18 protein-coding genes are annotated in these 21,644 nt (G+C 44.6%); 15 read left to right on the top strand and 3 right to left on the bottom strand.

What is annotated here, in order from left to right; genetic code table 11:
• Positions 1 to 3 precede the first annotated feature (3 nt).
• The 14 genes from pyrH (at position 4) to LEP1GSC058_RS07415 (ending at position 16,787) form a co-directional block, all read left to right on the top strand.
• On the top strand, positions 4 to 756 hold the full coding sequence (gene pyrH, locus LEP1GSC058_RS07480) for a UMP kinase (RefSeq protein WP_016549068.1): 753 nt from the start codon (positions 4 to 6) through the stop codon (positions 754 to 756).
• On the top strand, positions 746 to 1,300 hold the full coding sequence (gene frr / locus LEP1GSC058_RS07475) for a ribosome recycling factor (RefSeq protein WP_016548983.1): 555 nt from the start codon (positions 746 to 748) through the stop codon (positions 1,298 to 1,300). Before pyrH ends, frr begins: the two co-directional genes overlap by 11 nt.
• On the top strand, positions 1,301 to 2,026 hold the full coding sequence (locus tag LEP1GSC058_RS07470) for an isoprenyl transferase (protein ID WP_039948163.1): 726 nt from the start codon (positions 1,301 to 1,303) through the stop codon (positions 2,024 to 2,026).
• Positions 2,019 to 2,933, top strand: a complete 915-nt coding sequence (locus LEP1GSC058_RS07465) for a phosphatidate cytidylyltransferase (RefSeq protein ID WP_016548964.1) — start codon at positions 2,019 to 2,021, stop codon at positions 2,931 to 2,933. Before LEP1GSC058_RS07470 ends, LEP1GSC058_RS07465 begins: the two co-directional genes overlap by 8 nt.
• A 7-nt stretch (positions 2,934 to 2,940) precedes the next feature.
• Positions 2,941 to 4,110: a 1-deoxy-D-xylulose-5-phosphate reductoisomerase gene (dxr, locus tag LEP1GSC058_RS07460; RefSeq protein ID WP_016548928.1), complete on the top strand. Its 1,170-nt coding sequence runs from the start codon at positions 2,941 to 2,943 to the stop codon at positions 4,108 to 4,110.
• Positions 4,104 to 5,792, top strand: coding sequence for a site-2 protease family protein (locus tag LEP1GSC058_RS07455; protein ID WP_016549034.1), 1,689 nt, complete (start codon positions 4,104 to 4,106; stop codon positions 5,790 to 5,792). The genes dxr and LEP1GSC058_RS07455 overlap by 7 nt, the downstream gene beginning before the upstream one ends.
• 6 nt (positions 5,793 to 5,798) lie before the next feature.
• Entirely contained in the window at positions 5,799 to 7,535 is a 1,737-nt protein-coding gene (locus LEP1GSC058_RS07450) for a proline--tRNA ligase (RefSeq protein WP_016549004.1), read from the top strand.
• Positions 7,536 to 7,556: 21 nt separating this feature from the next.
• Entirely contained in the window at positions 7,557 to 8,771 is a 1,215-nt protein-coding gene (trpB, locus tag LEP1GSC058_RS07445; protein WP_016548938.1) for a tryptophan synthase subunit beta, read from the top strand.
• Positions 8,768 to 9,583 (top strand): tryptophan synthase subunit alpha, encoded by an 816-nt coding sequence (trpA, locus tag LEP1GSC058_RS07440; protein ID WP_016549027.1) that lies wholly within the window; start codon positions 8,768 to 8,770, stop codon positions 9,581 to 9,583. Before trpB ends, trpA begins: the two co-directional genes overlap by 4 nt.
• A 205-nt stretch (positions 9,584 to 9,788) precedes the next feature.
• Positions 9,789 to 12,116 (top strand): adenylate/guanylate cyclase domain-containing protein, encoded by a 2,328-nt coding sequence (locus tag LEP1GSC058_RS07435; protein WP_016549086.1) that lies wholly within the window; start codon positions 9,789 to 9,791, stop codon positions 12,114 to 12,116.
• 22 nt (positions 12,117 to 12,138) lie between these two features.
• Positions 12,139 to 14,052, top strand: coding sequence for a 1-deoxy-D-xylulose-5-phosphate synthase (gene dxs, locus LEP1GSC058_RS07430; protein ID WP_016549010.1), 1,914 nt, complete (start codon positions 12,139 to 12,141; stop codon positions 14,050 to 14,052).
• Positions 14,053 to 14,098: 46 nt separating this feature from the next.
• Positions 14,099 to 14,569 carry a tetratricopeptide repeat protein gene (locus tag LEP1GSC058_RS07425; RefSeq protein ID WP_010569254.1) on the top strand — a complete coding sequence of 157 codons (471 nt, stop codon included), beginning with the start codon at positions 14,099 to 14,101 and terminating at the stop codon, positions 14,567 to 14,569.
• A 182-nt stretch (positions 14,570 to 14,751) separates the two neighbouring features.
• Positions 14,752 to 15,747 (top strand): alpha/beta hydrolase, encoded by a 996-nt coding sequence (locus LEP1GSC058_RS07420; protein ID WP_016548937.1) that lies wholly within the window; start codon positions 14,752 to 14,754, stop codon positions 15,745 to 15,747.
• Positions 15,729 to 16,787: an alcohol dehydrogenase gene (locus tag LEP1GSC058_RS07415; RefSeq protein WP_016548931.1), complete on the top strand. Its 1,059-nt coding sequence runs from the start codon at positions 15,729 to 15,731 to the stop codon at positions 16,785 to 16,787. The genes LEP1GSC058_RS07420 and LEP1GSC058_RS07415 overlap by 19 nt, the downstream gene beginning before the upstream one ends.
• A 71-nt stretch (positions 16,788 to 16,858) precedes the next feature.
• Here LEP1GSC058_RS07415 and LEP1GSC058_RS07410 read toward each other — a convergent pair whose 3' ends face one another.
• Positions 16,859 to 17,359 carry a hypothetical protein gene (locus LEP1GSC058_RS07410; protein ID WP_016548984.1) on the bottom strand — a complete coding sequence of 167 codons (501 nt, stop codon included), beginning with the start codon at positions 17,357 to 17,359 and terminating at the stop codon, positions 16,859 to 16,861.
• Positions 17,340 to 17,687 (bottom strand): hypothetical protein, encoded by a 348-nt coding sequence (locus LEP1GSC058_RS07405; RefSeq protein ID WP_232224636.1) that lies wholly within the window; start codon positions 17,685 to 17,687, stop codon positions 17,340 to 17,342. The genes LEP1GSC058_RS07410 and LEP1GSC058_RS07405 overlap by 20 nt, the downstream gene beginning before the upstream one ends.
• 318 nt (positions 17,688 to 18,005) lie before the next feature.
• Between LEP1GSC058_RS07405 and LEP1GSC058_RS07400 the strand changes: the two genes are divergently transcribed.
• Entirely contained in the window at positions 18,006 to 18,692 is a 687-nt protein-coding gene (locus LEP1GSC058_RS07400) for a hypothetical protein (RefSeq protein WP_039948183.1), read from the top strand.
• Between the two features lie 277 nt (positions 18,693 to 18,969).
• Here LEP1GSC058_RS07400 and LEP1GSC058_RS07395 read toward each other — a convergent pair whose 3' ends face one another.
• Positions 18,970 to 21,501 carry a Crp/Fnr family transcriptional regulator gene (locus LEP1GSC058_RS07395; protein ID WP_016549036.1) on the bottom strand — a complete coding sequence of 844 codons (2,532 nt, stop codon included), beginning with the start codon at positions 21,499 to 21,501 and terminating at the stop codon, positions 18,970 to 18,972.
• Positions 21,502 to 21,644 lie beyond the last annotated feature (143 nt).

The raw sequence follows: 21,644 nt of genomic DNA, 5'->3' as shown, positions 1-21,644 counted from the left end.
ACTTTGGCACAGGAAACCGCAAAGTACAAACGTATTTTAATCAAGCTCTCCGGCGAGGCGCTCGCTGCCGGAGAGGGCGAATTCGGAATCGATAGTAAGAAGACTCATTCTTTGGCGGAAGAATTGAAGGAGGTCCATGCTCTCGGGGTGGAGATTTCCATCGTCGTCGGAGGCGGGAACTTAATTAGAGGGGCCAATTTAGTAAAAGTCGGGATCGACCGGGCCACTGCCGATTATATGGGAATGCTCGCGACCATTCAAAACGCGCTAGCTTTACAGGATGCTTGTGAAAAGAAAGGGCTCTATACTAGGGTCCAATCCGCGATAGATATACATTCGGTTGCGGAGAGCTATATTCGGAGGCGTGCAGTTCGCCACCTAGAAAAAAAACGAATCGTTATTTTTGCCGGTGGAATCGGTAACCCTTATTTCACCACCGATACTGCGGCGAGCTTACGGGCGGTTGAAGTCGGCTGCGAGCTGATTCTTAAAGCTACGAAAGTTGACGGAGTTTACGAAGCGGATCCCAAAAAGGATCCTACGGCAAAACGCTATAGTCAGGTTTCTTTCATGGAATCGATCAAAAGACGGTTGCAAGTCATGGATTCTACGGCGCTCAGTTTGTGTATGGAAAATAATATGCCCATTATCGTATTTGACATTTTTAAGCGGGGCAATTTAAAAGATCTGGTCGTCGGTAAGGAAATCGGTACCTTGATTTCTAACTCGGAGGATATACAGATCGATGGCGAATGACGAACTTCTAAACACAATGAAGTCCAAAATGGACAAGACGGTGGAACTCCTTCGCAAGGATTTTGCCGGAATTCGAACGGGAAGAGCCAATCCTGCCTTAATCGAAGATATTAAAGTAGAATACTACGGCGCTTTAACGCCGATCAATCAGCTCGGCAATATATCCGTTCCCGAACCGAGATTACTCGTGGTTTCTCCATATGACAAGGGAATCATTAAGGATATCGAAAAGGGGATTCAAGCTTCGGGTCTTGGGCTTCAGCCTACGAACGACGGCTCCGTCATTCGCATTGTCATTCCCGAACTTACCGGCGAAAGACGAAAAGAACTGGCTAAAGTGGTCAAATCGAAGTCCGAAGAAAAGAAGGTTGCAGTTCGTAATATTCGTAGGGACACACTTGAAGATTTGAAAAGACACTCCGAAGGAATTTCTCAGGACGAATTAAAGTCCGTTCAAGATCAGGTGCAAAAGATTACCGATTCTTACATCGATAAAATCTCCGCAGTCACGGCAGACAAGGAGAAGGAAATCACCACAATCTAAGTGATTTCCTCCCGTTCTAAACTTCCCCGCCATGTGGCGGTTATCATGGATGGCAATGGCAGATGGGCCACTGCCAAGGGATTGCCGCGATCTCAGGGGCATCGTGCAGGCGCCGATGCAATTGAGCGTTTGATGGACGCTAGTCTGGCGATCGGATTGGAAAATGTTTCTCTGTACGCGTTTTCGACCGAAAACTGGAAGCGTCCGATCACTGAAATCAGGTCGATTTTCGACTTGCTGGTTGAATTCATCGAATCCCGCTTAGATACCATTGCCGAAAAGGGAATTCGAATTCTGCATTCCGGTTCACGTAAACGCCTCTCTTCCAAGGTCCTAACGAAGATCGATCACGCCATCGAAGTAACGAAAAAAAATCGTAATTTAACCGTAAACTTTTGCTTGAATTACGGATCTCAAGAAGAGCTGCTCACAGCCGTAGGAAAATTGATCGAAGATAGGCATAAGAAGAAACTCTTGCCGGGAAAGGCGATCGCGGCTAAAGAACTTGAAAAATATTTGTATACGTACCCTCTTCCCCCCGTAGATTTACTGATCAGAACTGCCGGAGAACAGAGACTATCCAACTTTCTCCTATGGCAATCCGCGTATGCGGAGCTTTTTTTCAGTGAAACGCTTTGGCCCGAGTTCGATAGAAAAAATCTCGAACTTGCCTTGGAATGGTTCATTGGAAGGACTCGAAAATTTGGGGGTTTAGAAAATGGGTGAAACGCCGAAACGGATCCTTTCTGCTGCTGTACTTGTAGTCCTTTATCTTTTCATGATTTTCTATCGTGATTTTTATTATCTGCAAACGTTGATTCTTCTCGCAGTCGGCGGTGTGATCGGACTGACGGAGTTCTACAGGCTTTCCGATCGCGGGCAAGACGGTCGGCCGTTTAAAGGAACCGGAATATTTTTCTTCCTCGTAATTTTATTATTGTACTATTTTAGATTCGTCGCAGCCCAAAATAAATTCGAGGTTCCGATGATTTTTCAAAGGAACTTTAAGTTCTTCGTGCCTCCGTTCGACGCGATTACTTTTGCATTCGTTTTACTATTCATGACGAGCTTTGTGCTGCAAATTTTGAGGAGACCTTTGGATGGAGCAATTTTTTCCGTTAGCTCCACTGTCCTGGGAGTTTTCTATGCTGCCGTTCCGTTAGGACATTTGCTTTTACTTCTCGGAATGAATGAAGGGATTTATTATATCTTTCTGGTTTCTGTTGCTACGTTTCTAACGGATGTAGGCGGATATTTCGGCGGTCGATGGTTCGGACGAAATCCGGCCGGACTAGCGATTTCTCCTAAAAAAACCTGGGAAGGTTATTTCTCCGGAATCATCGTCGCAGCGCTCTCAGTCTTTTTACTGAATTTCATTTGGGAAAAAAATACTGGAATCGCTCCTCCAGTCGGAGGCGCAGAAGTATTGCTGATTTCTTTGATCCTTTCCATAGTCGGGGTAATCGGTGACCTTTTGGAGTCGGCCATGAAGAGGGACGCAAAAGTAAAGGACTCCGGTAATCTAATCCCGGGACACGGCGGAATTTTGGATCGAGCGGATGCTCTACTTTTGACGGTTCCGATGCTCTATTTTTATCTTCAGATCAAAGGGGCATTGGGCTTTCCAGTCTAATCCCTATATGACCAGGAACGTCTGCATCCTCGGAGCGTCCGGTTCCGTAGGCGAATCCACGCTCAAAGTACTGAGAACCTTCCCGGAAGAATTCAGACTCAGATCCTTTAGCGTTCATTCTAATTTAGAAAAAGCGAAATTAATTGCGGAAGAGTTCCGTCCGGAAATTCTTTGCGTGACTTCCGAGTCCGCAGATCGTCATGCTTTAGGAAATAAAATCGGCAAAACCGAAATCGTATACGGCGCGGATTCGCTCTCTCGGTTAGTGCAGGATCCGGACGTAGAGACGGTAGTTACGGCAGTGGTAGGGGCCAGCGGCGTTCGACCTACAATCGAAGCGATTCGAGCCGGGAAAAAAATCGGCATAGCTAATAAGGAAACGTTAGTCACCTGCGGCCCTTATATCAATGAAATATTAAAAACTTCTAAAGCGTATTTAGTGCCTGTCGACTCCGAACATAATGCATTGTATCAGCTTTTGGAAAACGTAAAAAAAGATTCTTTGGAAAGGATCGTTCTTACTGCTTCAGGCGGCCCCTTCCGAAAGCTTCCGGTTTCGGATTTGGAGAAGGTTACGATCCAACAGGCTTTGCAGCATCCGACCTGGAATATGGGACCGAAAATTACGGTAGATTCCGCAGGAATGATCAATAAAGGGTTGGAAGTAATCGAAGCGCATTATCTATTCGGTTTTCCTTATGAAAAAATCGGAGTCGTTATTCATCCGCAAAGCATTGCGCATGGAATCGTCGAAATGAAGGACGGCGCAAGTTTCGTTTATTCTTCTTATCCAGATATGATTTTCCCCGTTGCTCATTCTCTCTTTTACCCGGCTATCGTTCCGAAAGTATTACGTTCCCACCCGAGTACGTCTTGGGGAAATTTGGAATTCTTAGAAGTGGACCCGACCCGGTATCCGGGTTTGTCCTTGGCGTACGAAGCCGGGAAGGCGGGTGGAACCGCGCCTTCGATCTTCAATGCGGCGAATGAAATCGCCGTGGAACTTTTTTTGAAAGGAGAGATTCGATTTACGGAGATCCCGAATCGAATCCATTCCGCTTTGAATTCGATCGCAATTTCATTTCCTTCCGATCTGGAGGGATACGAAGAGGCGGATCGTAAAACTAGAGAATTTGTTCTTAATTCCCGCAAAGGAAAGGTTACGCAATCATGTTAACGCTTATATTCGGCGCAGTGTTTATGCTCGCCCTCTGTATTTTCATTCACGAACTCGGGCATTTAGTCATGGGTTGGCTCGTCGGCGTCAAAGCCAGAGTTTTTTCCATCGGTTACGGAAAGGGAATCTGGAAGAAACAGATAGGGGAGACGACGTTTCAAATTACCGGGATTCCGATCGGGGGATACGTCCTTTTTAAAGGGGACGAGTACGGTAGCAATGTAAAAGGAGAAAAAGGGGAATTCCTTTCCACTCCGCCTTTAAAGAGGATGATACCGGTAATCGGCGGACCTCTATTCAACTTAATTCTAGGCTTCATCATCGTATTGGCGCTTTATCTTTACGGGCATAATCCTTCCGGAAATCGAATTTACCTCGAGCCCGCTTATAACGAATATTCGCCCGGGTATCATGCCGGTTTAAGAAGCGGCGATAAGATTTTGGCCGTAAATGGAATTCCGACCGAAACCAAGTACGAACTCATTTCGGAATTAGGACTTTCTAAAGGACATGAAGTCGCTCTCCGTGTGGAACGGGAAGGCGGAAAGCCGTTCGAGATCACGGTTCCTGACGCATATTTAGGAATTGAGTTTGCGGGTGAGCGCTGGGTGGAGGCCGAATTCGATTTATCCGATCGTCTTTATCATTGGCTCTCCTCCAAGCTAGATAAGAATAAAGAAGCCGAGCAATATCAGAAAGAAAGGATGGAACGCATCGCCGTCGGAAGAGATCTTCCTCCGGAACAATTGGCATTGCAAGAATCGAAAGAGCGCCAAAAAATTCTGCAAGCTAGAGCTTTGGATTATTTGAACGACGGCGATCGTATTTTATCCGTTAACGGGATAGAAGTTCATACGGTTCCCCAATTGCAGGAAACTCTAGGTAAGTTTCAGAAAGAAAAAGTCAAACTTGTAATCGATCGGAAAAAATATCCGCTTTTGAATCCCTGGTCTCGGGAGAAAGTAGAGGTAGAGATGCCGGTTCTTCCCGCTTACGTAGTCGAGTTTAAAAGTTTAAAGGATAAAAAATATCCCGATCTCTCTCCTTCTTCTCGAAATCTTCTAAGCTATGATCCGGAAGTGAAGTTGAAACTTTTGAATCTGAAGTTGAACGGAAAATCCTTCGCAAGCTTCGAGGATTTCTTGGACGAAGCCCGAGGCAGAATCGGACAGCGGGTCGAATTGCAAATGGGTGGAGATTCTTGGGAAGCGACTCTAGGATTAAGAAATATCGGTCTCCTCGGTTTCCGGGCGACGATGTACGTCAACGAAGAGAGAATGGATCGCAAGCTTTCTCTCTTGGAAGCGTTTACCCAATCTGGAAAGGATATCGTAAAAATGATATCCGACAATCTTCGAGGGTTGGGGATGCTATTTTCGGGATTGATCAAAGTGAAGGATAGTCTGTCCGGTCCGGTAGGACTTTTCAAGGCCTCGCAATACTTTATGGGGAACGGGATCCTGGATTATTGGGAATTCGTCGCTAAGATTTCGATCGCTTTAATGATTATGAATTTACTTCCGATTCCTGTGGCCGACGGTGGACATATCGTTTTCTTTGCATACGAAGCGGTAGCTGGTAGGCCTTTACCCCAAAGAGTAATGGAAGGAATCTTGAGAATCGGGTTTTTCTTCCTATTGGGATTGGGATTCTATGTCAGCTATTACGATTTCTTCCGTTAGGCTGGCATGAGAGCATCAAAATATATTTTACCTACTGAAAAAGAAAATCCCGCAGATGCGGTCGTTGCTTCCCATCGATTAATGATCCGCGCGGGACTTGTCCGAAAATCAGGTTCAGGATTTTATTTCTTTTTACCTCTAGGATTAAGAGTATTAAAAAAAATAGAATCCATCGTTCGACAAGAGATGGACGCGACCGGGGCCCTGGAGTTCGAACTTCCTATATTAACCCCGTCTGAATTTTGGGAGCAATCCGGTCGTTGGTCCGTTATGGGACAGGAAATGTTCCGAGTTAAAGATCGTCATGATCAGTGGTATGCGCTCGGTCCGACGCACGAGGAATCCTTTTCCTATCTCATAAAACCGCTTTTGAAATCCTATAAGGATTTACCGGTGAACGTTTACCAGATTCATACGAAATTTCGGGACGAAATTCGTCCTCGGTTCGGCGTCATTCGTTCCCGCGAGTTCATTATGAAAGATGCATATTCCTTTCACCTGGACGATGCATCTTTAGATGCTACGTATCAGGAAATGAGGACGGCCTACAGAAAAATTTTCCAGCGATGCGGACTAAAGACCATACCCGTTCAGGCGGACTCAGGAGCGATGGGCGGTTCCGCGTCGGAAGAATTTATGGTCGTTTCTCCGATCGGGGAAGAAACCCTATTGCTTTGCGGAAACTGCGGATACAATTCGAATAGCGAAAAAACACCGTTTATTTCTTCCAGTGGTGCCGCTCCAAGTGGTCCGAAAGAGAAGAAGGAAGTTTCTACTCCCGGCAAAAAAAGTATCCAAGAGGTCGCCGATCTTCTTTCCGTTCGTCCGGAAGATACTTTGAAAGCAGTCGCTTTGAAAAATGGAAAAGAATCCGTACTCGTCTTTTTACGCGGGGATTTGGAATTAAACGAACATAAACTAAAGGCCTTTCTTAAATGGCCCGAGTTGGATTTAATACCCGAAGTCGATTTGAAATCTGCCGGACTCCTTCCGGGTTACATCGGACCTTCCGATGCCAAAGCGCCTTTCCGAGTAATTTTGGATTCTTCCATCCGTAAGGACGAAGCCTATATCGTTGGCGCCGGAAAAGAAGACGCGCATATTCAAGGATATATTCCTGCTAAGGAAATGAAGTCGGAATTTGAAACTGCCGATATCGCGTTGACGCGAGAGGGAGATCCCTGTCCGGATTGCGGGAAGCCTTTAAAAGCGGAGAAGGGAATCGAAGTAGGACATATTTTTAAACTGGGCGATAAATATACAAAGTCATTCCAGATTCAAGTATTGGATCAGCAGGGAAAAGCTAGGTCTCTTACGATGGGCTGCTATGGGATCGGAGTAAATCGCACAATGGCGACCGTCATTGAGCAATGCAACGATGAAAAAGGCATCTATTGGCCGATCAGTATCGCTCCTTTCGAAGTTTCCCTCGTGACTCTTGGAAAGGGTTCCGAGCAGGAGGCGAAGGCTAAGGAATTTTACGATGCTCTTTCAGGCGAAGGCTTCGAAGTTTTTTGGGACGATCGTGACCTTGGCCCAGGATTCAAATTTAAGGATTCAGAATTGATCGGCTTTCCGATCCGAGTCACTGTCGGTAAAAAGTTCTTCGAATCGGGAGAAATTTCCATCTACGACAGGAAGAAGGACAAAGAGGAAGTTTTTTCATTCAAAAGCTTTGATGATCTAGTGAGCCGTGTGGAACGGTTGCGCCAGGAATTATACCAAGAGTTGGCGGAGGATTGATCCTCCGGAAGGAGCCGTTATATGGCTAAAGAACGCAGCTTTACGGAAAAGGAAGGATACTTCGGGGAATTTGGGGGAAGATACGCTCCTGAAATTCTTACGGAAGCCTTGATCGAATTGGAATCGACTTATAATCGACTTCGCAAGAGTAAGAAATTTAAGAAAGATCTAGAATACTATCAAAGAAATTATATCGGAAGACCTTCACCTTTAACATTTGCGGAAAAATTGACTCAAACTTGGGGTGGAGCTAGAATTTGGCTCAAGCGCGAGGATTTGAATCATACCGGAGCGCATAAAATCAATAATACCATCGGCCAAGCTTTAATCGCAAAAGCAATGGGAAAGAGACGGGTGATTGCGGAAACCGGAGCGGGCCAGCATGGAGTCGCCACTGCGACTGTCGGCGCTTTATTCGGATTCGAAACCGTCGTTTATATGGGAGAAGAAGATCTCCGCCGTCAGAAGTTGAACGAAATTCGTATGCAGATGTTGGGGGCAAGGGTCGTGGGAGTTTCTTCGGGAACTGCGACACTTAAAGACGCGACATCGGAAGCAATGAGGGATTGGGCGCTTAACGTTGCCGATACTCATTATATCGTAGGTTCGGTGATCGGACCGCATCCGTTTCCTACGATTGTTAGGGATTTTCAAGCGGTAATCGGGCGTGAATCCAAAAAACAATTTCGCAAAACGAACGATAAATTACCGGATGCAGTCGTTGCCTGTGTCGGAGGCGGTTCCAACGCGATGGGAATCTTCCACGATTTCTTATATGAGAAAAAAGTAAAATTGTACGGAGTCGAGGCAGGAGGAAAAGGATCCGCTCCCGGCGAACATTCCGCGACGATGCTTTTCGGAAAAACCGGCTTTTTACACGGAACTAAGACTTTAGTGATTCAAGATGCGAATGGCCAGGTTGTCCCGGCGCATTCCGTATCCGCAGGCCTGGACTACCCGGGTGTCGGGCCCGAACACGCCTACTTGCATAGTTCGGGCAGAGTTAAATACGAAACGGTTTCGGACGAAGGAGCCCTCGATTCATTTTTAGAAGTTTGCCGTGTGGAAGGAATTATTCCCGCCCTCGAGACCGCGCATGCATTTCATTTTGCAAAGAGTTTGGCGAAGGACTTGGGCAAGAAGAAAGACATACTGATTTGCCTCTCGGGTAGAGGCGATAAGGACGTCGCAGAAGTCGCCCGGTTAACGGGAATCATTAAAGGAGAAGTTCTTTGAGTGCCATTCGAAGCGTCTTTTCAGAAACCGCCAGCGCATTTATTCCTTATATTTCTCTGGGTGATCCGGATTACGATTCCTGCGTTGACTGGGCCGATGCGCTGATTCGCGGCGGTGCCGGAATATTAGAATTGGGAATTCCTTTTTCTGATCCGGTAGCGGACGGGCCTATCATACAAAAAGCGTTTAAGAGAGCGTTGGCCCATCCCTTTTCGATGGATCAAATTTTGGATACAACCGCAAGAATCTACGCAAAGCACCCGCATATTCCTCTCGTTTACCTGACTTATTTTAATCCGATATACAGTTACGGTTTCGAACGTTTCGCCGAAAAGGCGAAGGTTTCCGGAATTCAAGGAATGATTATCCCGGACCTTCCGTTCGACACTTCGGAAACAGATGCCCTTTTCAAGTCTCTTAAAAAAAGAGGAATCGATCTTATCCATTTGGTTACGCCTGCCACCCCGCCTTCGAGAATGAAAGGAATTCGTGAATTCGCATCGGGTTTTGTATATTACGTTACATCCTACGGTGTAACCGGCGAAAGAAAGGCCGTTTCGGTAGGTTTGGAAGATCGGATTCGATTTACTAAAACTCTTTTCGAACTTCCTGTCTGCGCGGGATTTGGAATTTCGTCACCCGAGCAAGCGAAAGAAATATCGGTATACGCCGACGGAATCATCATCGGCTCGGCAGTGCAAAGGATCATCGAAGAGAACGGGACAGATTCGGAAGTTTGCAAACAAAAGTTGTACGACTATGCTCGTTCTATTTCGAACGCGCTCCGCGGTCACGAGAGCATGCAAAGCTAAATCGAAGTCGAATCGGCAAGATGAATTCGTTCTTCGCTGGGAAAAGCCAAAAATAAATCTTTTCCCGAATGACTGCAGTTTCTCGTGGAAGATTCCAATGCCTCGACGGTGAGATTGTTGATATTTTCTTTCCCGAGAACCGGAAGAAAATTGACGAATCCGGATCGACGGTCAAAATCCTTCCAGTTTCCACTCGGAGGAAAGAATGAGCGAGTCTAAACCCCCCTTAAAACTATCGGTTCTGGACATAGTGTTCGGAGTACTGACTGTCCTAGGGATTATTGCCCATCTTTATTACGCGTTCTTATCCAATTCTCCAATTGCTTTTAAAGCGTTGCTGGTTGGAGCGGCCCTGTTGCTTTCTTCCGCTTATTTCTTTTACAAACTGCTGGAGAAGCTTGTAACGAACAAGCAGGCGATAGGTAGTTTATGGCTATCCATCATAGTTTCATTCTTTGTGTTCGATTTGTACGTGGTATTTACCCCTTTCTCGGATTTGGAAGAATCCTCCGTGTCCTGGAGATTTAATCTTGTAAAGGGTGGAATTACCAAAAGTGAAAAAGAATCGGACGAAGGCACGATCGAATATATTAAATACAACCCGCCTGCCGGAGCTAGAAGAGATATCCAAATCATAGGAATTACCACCAATACTTTGGAAAGGCTCGAAGGAGTTTGGCCTCTTCCTTGGAAGAACTACGCAAGTATAATCGATAAATTCAAAAAAACTTCGAACCTACTGATGTTCGATATTTTCTTCGTGGATTATAAGCCTGGGCAAATGGATGAAATGTCCAGAGCGCTGGAAGGAAATCCAAGGGTAATGTTCGACTATCCGATGGAAACCAGTTTGGAATCCAAGGAAGCGATCCTAAATTTGGAAAAACGAACCGAGGTTTTAAGAAAATATAAGCTTGAGAACGTTCAAGATCCCGACGATATCGGGCAGCCTTGGCTCAAATTTCCGCAACCTCCCATCGAGCAAATCGGTTCCAAGTCGTCAGGCTTAGGCTTCGCAAATATTAAGAAAGATGCAAGCGGCCTCAACCGCAGAATGCCTTTGGTCGCAAAGTTGGTAAATTCGGGCCCCTTTAAAGAAACGGAATATTTCCCTTCGATAGATTTGATTATTGCGTGTAACTATTACGGCGTCGACGTGCGTAAAGACACGGAAGTCGTTATGGGGAAATACGTTAAGATCAAAAATATTCCCAGTCGAACCGTAACGAATTTTGATTTTAAAACCATGAAGCGGGAAACCAAGGATATCATGGCAAAACCGAACGATACCCGCGAAGTCGTTATTCCTATAGACGAATACGGACAAATGCAGATCAACTTTGCCGGCGGTTTGTACTCTTTCAGAAATACCGAACTCTTCGAAGTTGTTCAAATGTGGGACGAGGACGCGGCGGCCCAGGTGGAAAATAATATTTTCCTTGTCGCGATGTATTACGCAACGGGTCGAGGAGCTGCAAAGGATACGCACTTATCTCCTTTTGGAGACATGTCGGGAATCGAACACCACGCGCATGCGATCAATACTATCTTAAATCAGGATTTTTTACATGAAGTCCCCGAGTGGGGAAATTTTCTGATCTATTTGAGCATGGCTTTTCTCGTAGGTTTAGTGCTTCCTCGTTTGAAAACCTCTTGGGGATTCTTATTTATCATCGTACTAGCTTTTCTATATAGTGTCGTGACATTATTGGATTTTTCCGAATTCAATTTGGTGCATATCTTTCCGTCCGTGATCGTCGAGCAGCTGTTTATTTTCGTCGGAATCATCGGTTACAAAATCTTAACGGAAGAAGAGAACGTAAAGTATATCAGAAGCACATTCTCCAAGTTCGTATCAAAGGATGTCGTGGACGAACTCCTCAAGAATCCGGAGAATTTGAATCTGGGAGGATCGAAAAGGGATATCACGATCTTCTTCTCGGATATTCGCGGATTCACGACGATGTCCGAAAAAATGGGACCGGAAGAGCTTGTTCAATTTTTGAACCAATATCTTTCCGAAATGACTGAGATCATAATTGAATTTAAGGGAACGATTGATAAATACATGGGGGATGCGATCATGGCTTTCTGGGGTGCTCCGGTTCCTTTAGAAGACCACGCCTATTACGCTTGTGCGGCGGCTCTCGCTCAAATGCGAAGATTGGCCGTCTTGAAAGAGGAGTGGAAAAGCCGGGATCTCCCCGTGATGGATATCGGTATTGGATTGAATTCCGGGCCCGCCGTAGTCGGAAATATGGGGAGTTCCCACCGCATGGATTATACTTGTATGGGGGATACGATCAACCTAGGTTCGCGCTTGGAGGGATCGAATAAGGAATACGCCACCAATATCATTATTTCAGAATATACATATGAAAAGGTCAAGGACCGTATAATCGCCAGAGAATTGGATTTGGTCAAGGTTAAGGGAAAAACGAAACCTGTTCGAATCTATGAACTGATCGATTTAGTAAACGAAGAAGATCTCAAAATATTACGGAGACCACTTCACGCTGCGGAGCAGTCCTAATGACCGCTAGACGACGGAATTCATGCAACAGCAACAACCGAATCTCGATGGCATCCGTATTCCCGCGGACCTCAGAAAACTTCCTTTGGAGGAGTTGCCCCGGCTCTGCGCCGAGGTTAGAAACTATATTATAGATACCCTTTCGGGAGTCGGCGGCCATTTTGCCAGCAATCTCGGCGTAGTCGAGCTTACCGTAGCATTGCATTACGTCTTTGATACGCCGAATGACCGTTTGATTTGGGATGTCGGTCATCAAACTTATCCGCATAAAATTCTAACCGGTAGAAAAGATAAACTTTCTACTGTTCGAAAATTTAAAGGCTTATCCGGTTTTCCTAAACGGGAAGAATCTGCGTATGATTTATATAATACCGGTCACGCAGGTACTTCGATTTCTCAAGCGCTAGGTGAAGCGGTTGCCAGAGATCTAACCCGTAAAAGTTACAATGTAATAGCCATTATCGGAGACGCTTCGATCGCTACGGGTATGGCGCTCGAGGCCCTAAACCATGCCGGTCATTTAAAGAAGGATCTCCTTGTCATTCTGAACGATAATTATATGTCGATTTCCAAGAATGTCGGATCCATTTCGAGTTATTTAAATAATATCATAAGCTCCCATTTTTATTTGAACTGGAAAAGGATATTTTATACTTTTCTAAAATGGTTTCCGATCGTCGGTCCCGCTATGGAAAGTTTTTTCAAAAAGGTCGAAAAGGGATTCAAGGACGTTTTTACCCCGGGCGGTTTATTCGAAGATTTAGGTTTCGGATATATAGGTCCTGAAGACGGTCACGACGTGATTCGTCTCGTTACTATGCTTCGCAAACTTAAAGCGATGAAAGGCCCCATCTTATTTCATGTTATCACCCAAAAAGGGAAAGGATATAGTCCGGCGGAGAAGGACCCGATTAAATATCACGGAGTTACTCCATTTCGAAAGGAGGATGGAGCCATGGATTCGGGGGACGAATCCAAAATCTCTTATTCAAAGATCGTAGGAAAAGTATTAACCCAATTAACGGAAAAAAATTCGAAGATAGCCGCGATTACTCCTGCGATGATCGAAGGATCCGGTCTTGGAGAATATGTGGCCAGATTCCCGGATCACGTTTTTGACGTCGGAATCGCCGAACAACATTCGGTCGCGTTTGCTGGAGCGATGACTAACGGCGATGTGATTCCTTACATGTGCATTTACTCCACCTTCTTAACGAGGGCGATGGATCAGTTGGTAGAAGACGTTTCGCTTATGAACTTGCCGGTTCGTTTCGTGATAGATCGTGCAGGTTGCGTCGGACCTGACGGGGAAACGCACCAAGGGTTATTCGATCTGAATTATCTTTTATCTTTACCGAACATGGATGTTTTTGTTCCTTCTTCCGGGCAAGATTTGGTGGATTCTCTTCGATTTATGGAGACTTACGATAAATCTCCGATCGCAATCCGATTCCCGAAAGCCTCGGTGGATGTCTCCGGTTTGGATTTTTCCTCGAAACTCGAGCTAAATCCGGGTTCGTTTCGAGTATTACGGAGAGGATCGGATATAGCGATTCTATCGATCGGCTCTATGCTCGACGAGGCTAAAAAAGCCGCTACATTCTTAGAGCACGAAGGTCTTTCCGTTACGCTTATCGATCTGGTATGGTTACGACCGCTTGGAAAGGAAGCGTTAGATGAGGAACTTTCGAAAGTCCGATATTTTACCATTTTGGATGAAAGTTATGTCGACGGCGGAGCTTCAGGGTATCTTCTAAACAGAATTTCACCGGAATATCTTTCAAGGTTCTTGAAAACGTTCGGTTTTCCGCCGGAACCGATTCATCATGGAGAGAGAAAAGAAATCTTTGCCGAATACGGTCTAGATGCGGCCGGCATAGCGGGAACTTTGTTAGGCTTGTTAAAGAAGGAAGTCATACACGGAAAACACAATTAAGCTCTTGGCAGCAGCGGCCGAAAATAAAAGAAAAACGGGTAGATAATTGGAAAGCCTGACACCTGAAGATAAGCTTGAAGCCTCAAAATTCTTTTATAAAATCGGAGATCTGGATCGTTCCGAGTTTCTACTGAAAACCTTCTTAGAACAAACTGAAGATCATGAAGCATATTTTTTCTTGGGATTGATCGAAAACCAGAGGTCAAACTGGCAAAAAGGTCTCTATTATTTTTATCGTTCGGTGGAGACAAATTCGGAATACGGTAATCCGTGCAATGAGATAGGAATACTACTACTTCGATTAGGAAGAGAAAGAGAGTCGGTCTATTGGCTGAAAAAATCCCTACGTTGTCGATTAAACGACGCCCCGCATATTTCACTTTTTAACTTAGCGACACTGTATAAAATTTGGAATCGTCCGGAACGTTCTCTGCAATACCTGCATAAAGCGATCGTAATCAAACCCGATTTTGAAGAGGCAAAGCGTTTGCGAGAAGAGTTGAATTCGGCCTTCTGAATCCCCTCAAAATTCCATCGAATCACTAATTCTGCGAGTAACGCTTATTTTCGGATAGATTTACTCCTAAATCCTTCGAGCCGAATGATAAATTGGAACGACAAGAACGGATTTTGGGTTTATCTTTGATCCGCTTCTGGCATCCGATCGTGAGCGAAATTTAATTCGCGGAGAATCATAATATGGAATTAGCTCCGGAAATGGCAGTTTACGTGCAAAAGATTTTGTCCTTAGGGCTGAAAGGATTTAGTGAAGGAACTCCTGTCGAGAGAAGGACAGGATATTCTGCGATTCGTTCCCTTTTAGGCGAGGGACCGGAAATGAGTGATATTTCCGATACGTCGATTTTGACTTCGAATGGAAAGATAGTCGTAAGAAATTATATTCCGAAAAAAGAAATTCGTTCCCGCATTCTCTATTTTCACGGAGGCGGTTGGGCAGTCGGAAATTTGAATGATTTTGATCCGTTTGCAAGAACATTAGCGAACGGAACTTCAAGCATAGTTTCTCTAGTCGATTATCGGCTGGCTCCCGAGTTTCCATTTCCGGCAGCAATCGATGATGCAACTTGCGCATTAGAATGGATTACCACTCGGAAAGATTGGGAAAAATTCCCCTTGGTCGTCGCGGGAGACAGCGCGGGAGGAAATCTTGCGTCCGTAATCGTAAGAGAAGCTAGAGATAAAAAGCGGCCGAAGATTGATCTGCAGGTTTTAATTTATCCGGTAACCGATGCGAATTTTGAAACCGCCTCATACAAAACCTTTGAACATGGACCCGGACTCACCCGAAAGGATATGGAATGGTTTTGGAATCAGTATATTCCCGATGAGAGTAAAAGAAACGATCCTCGAGCCTCGCCTCTTCGAGCGGAAAGTTTGCGGGACCTCCCTCCAACGATCATTTTTACGGCCGGTTTGGATCCGCTGAGAGACGACGGAGAATTATATGCGGATCGATTAGCGGAAGAAGGCGTGCCGACTTATTTTAAACGCTTTGAAGGCTATACGCACGGCTTCTTTACAAAGGTAAATATCCTTTCTGCGCCGGAAGAAGGAATTCGAGAAATTTCAAATGTCATAGAGGGAATTATTCAGGATGAAGCAAATGAGCGTTTTCTATTAAATCGAAAAATGTATCCTGGAATAGGTGAAAAACTTTGGAGCGGGTTCAATTAATCGATTTCGGAAAACCTCTTGTCTTAAATAACTCTCCGGATCCGATTCCGAAAAATAGCGAGGTCTTACTAGAAGTACTCGCTTGCGGAGTTTGTCATTCCGATCTGCATATTCGTGAAGGTTATTACGAACTTGGATCAGGGAAAAAAATGTGGGTGAAAGATCGCGGGGTTTCACTTCCGTTAACCCCCGGCCATGAGATTGTCGGAAAAATACTTAAGATAGGACCGGAAGTTACGGGAGTTTCTGTCGATGAACTCTTTTTAGTTTATCCATGGATCGGATGTAATGCATGTTCGGAATGCCAAGCTAATTTACCGCATCTGTGCGCGTCACCGAAATCATTAGGAGTTTACCAAGATGGGGGATACTCGGATCGCATTTTAATTCCCGATCAAAAATGGTTGATTCCGATCGGAAACTTGAAACCGGAAGCGGCATGTTCCTACGCTTGTGCGGGATTAACGGCCTTCAGCGCCTTAAAGAAAGCGCTACCTTTATCGGAAAAGGAAACGTTAGTCATTATTGGCGCCGGAGGCTTAGGTTTTTTTGCCGCACAAATTGTTAGGTGCTTAACGACTGCCAATATTGTCTTCTTAGACGTTGATTCGGATCGATTGAAAAAAATAGGAGAGTTCGATTCGTCGTTTCAAACGATGCTGTCGAATGTAGGCGAGACCGAGATTCGCAAATCGATCGGAGTTTCCGGGGCCAAATCCGTCGTTGATTTTGTAAATAACTCCGAAACCGCTGCTCTGGCATTTTCCTTACTGAGCAAAAATGGAAGACAAATCTGTGTCGGGTTATTTGGCGGTGAGGTCTCTTTACCAACCCCGGTCATAGCCCTTAAGAATCTTAAAATACAGGGCAGCTATACGGGGTCGCCGTCGGAACTTAAGGAATTATTGAAGTTAGTGTCCAATAACCGATTACTTCCGGTTCCCGTTCATTTAGTCCCGTTAAACGATGCGAATTCGATCTTAGATTCCATGGCACAAGGAAAAGGATTGGGAAGAACCGTTCTTATTCCGACGAGTTGACCTGACATTCTATTCTCAGATCGATCGGAAGCTTGAACTTTACGGTCGGAGATTCCGGCAATATATCGGACTTAGTTTTCAATTCGGAATTCTTGAGGCAATTGAACTTCCGGACCTTCATTAGTTTCTTTTAATTCTCTTTTTTCCATTGCCGTTCGAAGTAGGAGACCTGTTTCCGTTTCTTCCATATATTTCGAAAGTTCGGTCGAAACATTTCTTGCGATTCTGAATTTTAAGAGTTTATCGCCTTTTTTTTTCGCGATCAAATTTCCGTTTCGGTCCGCCGACAATTCCAGTTCCGCTAGTCTTAGCTCGTCTCCGCCGTCGGTAAGGAAGGTCAGGCTACCGGCAATCTCAGAAACTCGAATCAAATTTATTGGATAACCTTCAAGATGAACGTAGCCGTTTTCGGAAAGGTCGCCATATTGATTATCGATGTAAACACCGTCGGGTGCTTCTTTGAGGTTTTTGCGGAAATACGCGAGGATGTCTATTTGTTCGATTTTAGTTCCTCGAAATATCCAATCGCCATTGGAAAGAACTTTAATTTCGCTATCGAGACGTCTTGCCATCGCTGTCCGGTTCTTTATAACGAAATGCAATACCTTCTAAGACGCGAGCTTCCTGAGGTAATTCGGCGAAGTTTGCAGAATATCCATTTGCAGTTCCACTTTGGAACAGAGTCGGAGGCATTGAAACTATACCTTTTGCCGCCAGAAACATTCCATCCATGCCGCGATCGAACAATTCTTTCCTTATTTGGTCGTAGTAATATTTGTCGGTTTTACCATCCCCAAAATTACGGATAAGAATTCTTCCGTAAACCTCGTATTCTCGTCGCCTGGGGGCTTCTTTCAGTATTTCAATCTCTTTCCACGACTGTTTATGAGTGCGTATCAAATCCTCTCGATAGACAATATCGGGAATGAATTCTACTGATTGACAGGAATACAGTAAAAAGAGTATAAATAGGAACCGGCTAACCCTGAAAATTAAAAAGATTTTAAACCGATTTGAGGGTGATTTGCGGAGGTTGCGCATCTTTTTCCATTCAGGAAATCGTTTCCCTGGAGGACAAGCCGTTTTTGCGGGGCTAAAAACTAGGCTTTTCAGAACGGTTTTTTTAGTATACTATCCCTCGATAGCCGGTAAGTTATCGCGGAATTCTGAAGCATCCGTATGCTGGTTCCTCACGGCGTATCCTGCAGCGCCATTTATATGGAAGATATAGAACTTAAAAAACGAGCGAGGGAAAACGTCCTTAAAATAGGTTACTGTAACCTCGACGAGCTCGAGGAAAAAGTTAAAGCATTCCGGGTAATGAACCAGAACGCCGCTAAAAAAAGATATCTGATTACTAGAGAACCTATTGCAGACACCACTGGAAAAATTCTAGTACCGAAAGCCGCGGAGATAGATATATCGACGGCTAAATTGCTTCGTCGTCATTTTAAGGGTTCCGTAGAATTTAAGACGTTTCAACCCGACGAGGGAATCGTTATCATTTCCGACATGACTTCCGCCGAGGGCGTATCCTTCACTATGGATATTGTAACGCAGATTATGAATCTTGGAGGCGGGGCTTATGAAGGATTCATCGATAGAGTAGATAGCTTCGGTGATTTTATCAACTTATTGAAAAAATCATTATTCCCGCGTTTGATTATTATCGGGTACATTCCAACGGAGAAAATACAGGGGGAGTTATTGAACTTCGTTCGCGTGAAGCGAGTGGATAACTATTTGCGGGCGATGGAATTAACTCATACTGCGTTTAAACCCGCTCCTTATTTTCCGAAAGTACGCCAAATTGAAATTTCACCGGAAGACCCTAAATCATGGGGACGTTTTGTAGTTGAAATCGTTCGAGAATACACTCGCCCTTACTTACTCGAAGACGTTTGATTCGAAATAAATCTTAATTTATAATATTCTTTGTAACGCTTAGTCCATTTGTAGGAGTTCCTACGCCGGCAGCGATGACTGAGCCCCACCCTGAACTTGGGTGGAGGAGGCGGGTTGGTGGGAGAAACGCTTCGCCCGCTATATCATTTTATCGAGATTCTGTCAAACGACATTCGAATTTTTTATCTGTATGAGCTCCCACAAATTCGCGCCGGGATTATTAAACGGTCGCATCATCGCATGTAATCGAAGGAAAAGAATTCAAATTCTATCGTTATTAAACTCTATAAAATTCGAGATTTTCGCGTAATGGATCAGGCAGGGATCCAAGCGCGTTGATGTATTTTTTATAGCGGTTTTCAAGCTCCGTAAATTTACGAGTCCGTATGTTGATGAATCTATTATTAATCTCGCTAAACGCAGGCATCTTGGATACTTTTTCTCGAATCGGTCGTGAAAAAGGAATATGTCTGTAGAAAATACTACGCACCACACGATTCAATCGTTGTACGCTTTCCGATTCGTATTTGATCCAGAGCTGATAATCATTAGCAAAGATATCCCTCTCGTTCCTGAAACGTTTAAATTCCGCGGCCAGCTTTTCCTTTACTTCTATCGAGAGATCCTTGTTCTTTTTATAGAACTGAACGTAGTCCATATAATCGGCTGTAATTGAAGGATTTCCCACGTTATTCCATTCCGGGCCTAAGATACTTTTGCAGAGTTCCCATCGGAACGCGGCAAATGCATCGATAAGAAGCGATTTTAAATCTCCTTGTACGAAAACCGGTAAAACGATGCGACCGCGACTTTCTTTCGAACCTGCGCCTCTGTGGACCGATAGTTCCTGCCACATCATGATTTTGCTTCCGATCGAAGGCACTATAACGAAATCGGGAATAACCGCTTTTTGCACGAACTCCTTATTAATGCCCATTTCCGGGTTATTGTAGATTACTTCCCGATTAAATACCGAGAAATCGATTCCCATGACGTCGTGAACGGCGTCAGTAAGCATCTTTTTAGTAACATAGGCTTTCCCTAGAGGAATTTGAGAGTGGAATTTAGTCAGAATCGGCAGATAAGTCGCAAGAGATCCCGTCGTTAACCTAACATTCGCTTCGTACATAGCGCCGAATTCGAATTTTAATCTTGCTTCCGGATTATCGATATCAGGGGGGAGATCGGATTCCTTTTTGAAAACGGCATTTCTGTTATCCATTTTCACTTTATCGAAGAAATTTTGACCCAATTCATCCAGGGATGTGGGAGTTTCTCTCTTATAAATTCTTTCCAACCATTCGGTTCCATAATGAATCGGTATATCCGAAACGGACGTGATTGCGTCCTTAAACGTGGACATAAATACGAGTTGAGAATCGTCCAAAAGAGTCTCGTCAAAAAAGCCGTATTTAAGCATTAGATCGACAGGCTTCGGAACGTTCTTATTTGTATTTAAATATTTTTGAAAGCATCCCGCATAGATATCAAAATAGATTTTCGTAATGGATCTTCGTAGTTTTCTCGTATCATTATCCGAATCCAACGGATTCTTCATGGACTTAAGTTTTACCATAAGAGCGGAGAATTCTTTAATAGCGTCTCCTCCCAAGCCCGAATACTGAATTATCGTAGATGCTGAATTTTGAAGTTCTTTTCGTATTGCTGTAGCGTCCGCCGATGAGTCCACTCCAATGGATCCATTCGTCGAAGCCGATTGGGTTTGCGGTAGGGATTCGTATTTCTTCGATAGTCCCGCCGTTTTTTCGAGAAAGTTTCGAATATTCTGCGAAGGATTCGGCATCCCCGCGCCAAATAGAGACTGATGCCCCGCTAATGCCTTCTCGATTTTTTGAGACAATGTTTGAAGAACTGGAACGACGAATTCGGGAGGAGCAGTCGAATAACCGTTTGCCGTCATATCTAAAATCAAATAGAATTTTTCGGCGATGCTTTCATCTCCTCCGATTAGGAATCGAAAGGCTTCTTCCAATTCCTCTAATACGATCTTCGTACTTCCCGTTAAGTCGTTTTGAACCTTTCCCAATTTTTCGCAAATATAGGATACCATCGCCGGATCCGGCGTAAAAAGTTGAGCTAGTAAGTTCGGATCCACAAGAATCAATTTTCGAAGGAAATTAAATTCCGAATCTTGAAATTCAATTTCTTCCGGATAATACTTTAGCAATTGCTGAGAATGATCCTCGTCAATGTAGGTGGGGGTCGGTCGTTCCGGTAGCAATCCGCCGTTTTCGAAGTAGTTCTTTAAATTTTCTCGAGCCAACCTAAGGATTGGATCCACAATCTCTGCGCCGGGATCGCTAATCGGCTGACCAGGTTTGATGTCGGGAAAAACTCCAGGATTGAATTGATAATAAAGAAGAGAAAAATTATCGTTCGATTTTCCGAGATCCGAGGCAATTTTCCTTAATTGATTAGTTCGTTTAAAAAGTTCTGTGATTTCTCTGAGTAATGATCGGCCGACCATAATTCCCAGCGAAGAACGCGCGGCAAGGGAACGGGCGACAGTCGAGGGCGACATAACGTACGTGGATAAAATGCATTCTTGCTCAGTAATGATCGTATATGGGTATCTTCCACCTGCAAATAAGGCCGTCGCGCCGGGAGTAAGATTCGCTCCTGAAAGTTTGAAAAGCTCTAATTTCCTGCCCTTGGGTCCGTCGATGACGTATCGTAAAGCGCCGCTGTGTAAAACATTGAGAGAATTTACCGCCGATCCCTCCGGAAAGAGAGTGGTTCCTGCCGGAATAGTTACTTTTTGGTTTGGAATACTTGTATCTAAGGCCATACGTTCGCTAAAGAGAGCAAATTAAGAAGAAAACAATCCTTCGTCGATCCGGGAAACTCTTTTTCTAAGATCGGCTTTAAAAACCCGGCAATCGAGAGGCGACTCGCTTATCAAACCGAATTTTCGGGGGCTTCTTTGAGCGC

Origin of the sequence: Leptospira fainei serovar Hurstbridge str. BUT 6 (assembly GCF_000306235.2) — a bacterium.
GTDB lineage: Bacteria > Spirochaetota > Leptospiria > Leptospirales > Leptospiraceae > Leptospira_B > Leptospira_B fainei.
Note: the sequence above shows the minus strand (reverse complement) of the source record. Positions and strands in the feature narration are given on the sequence as shown.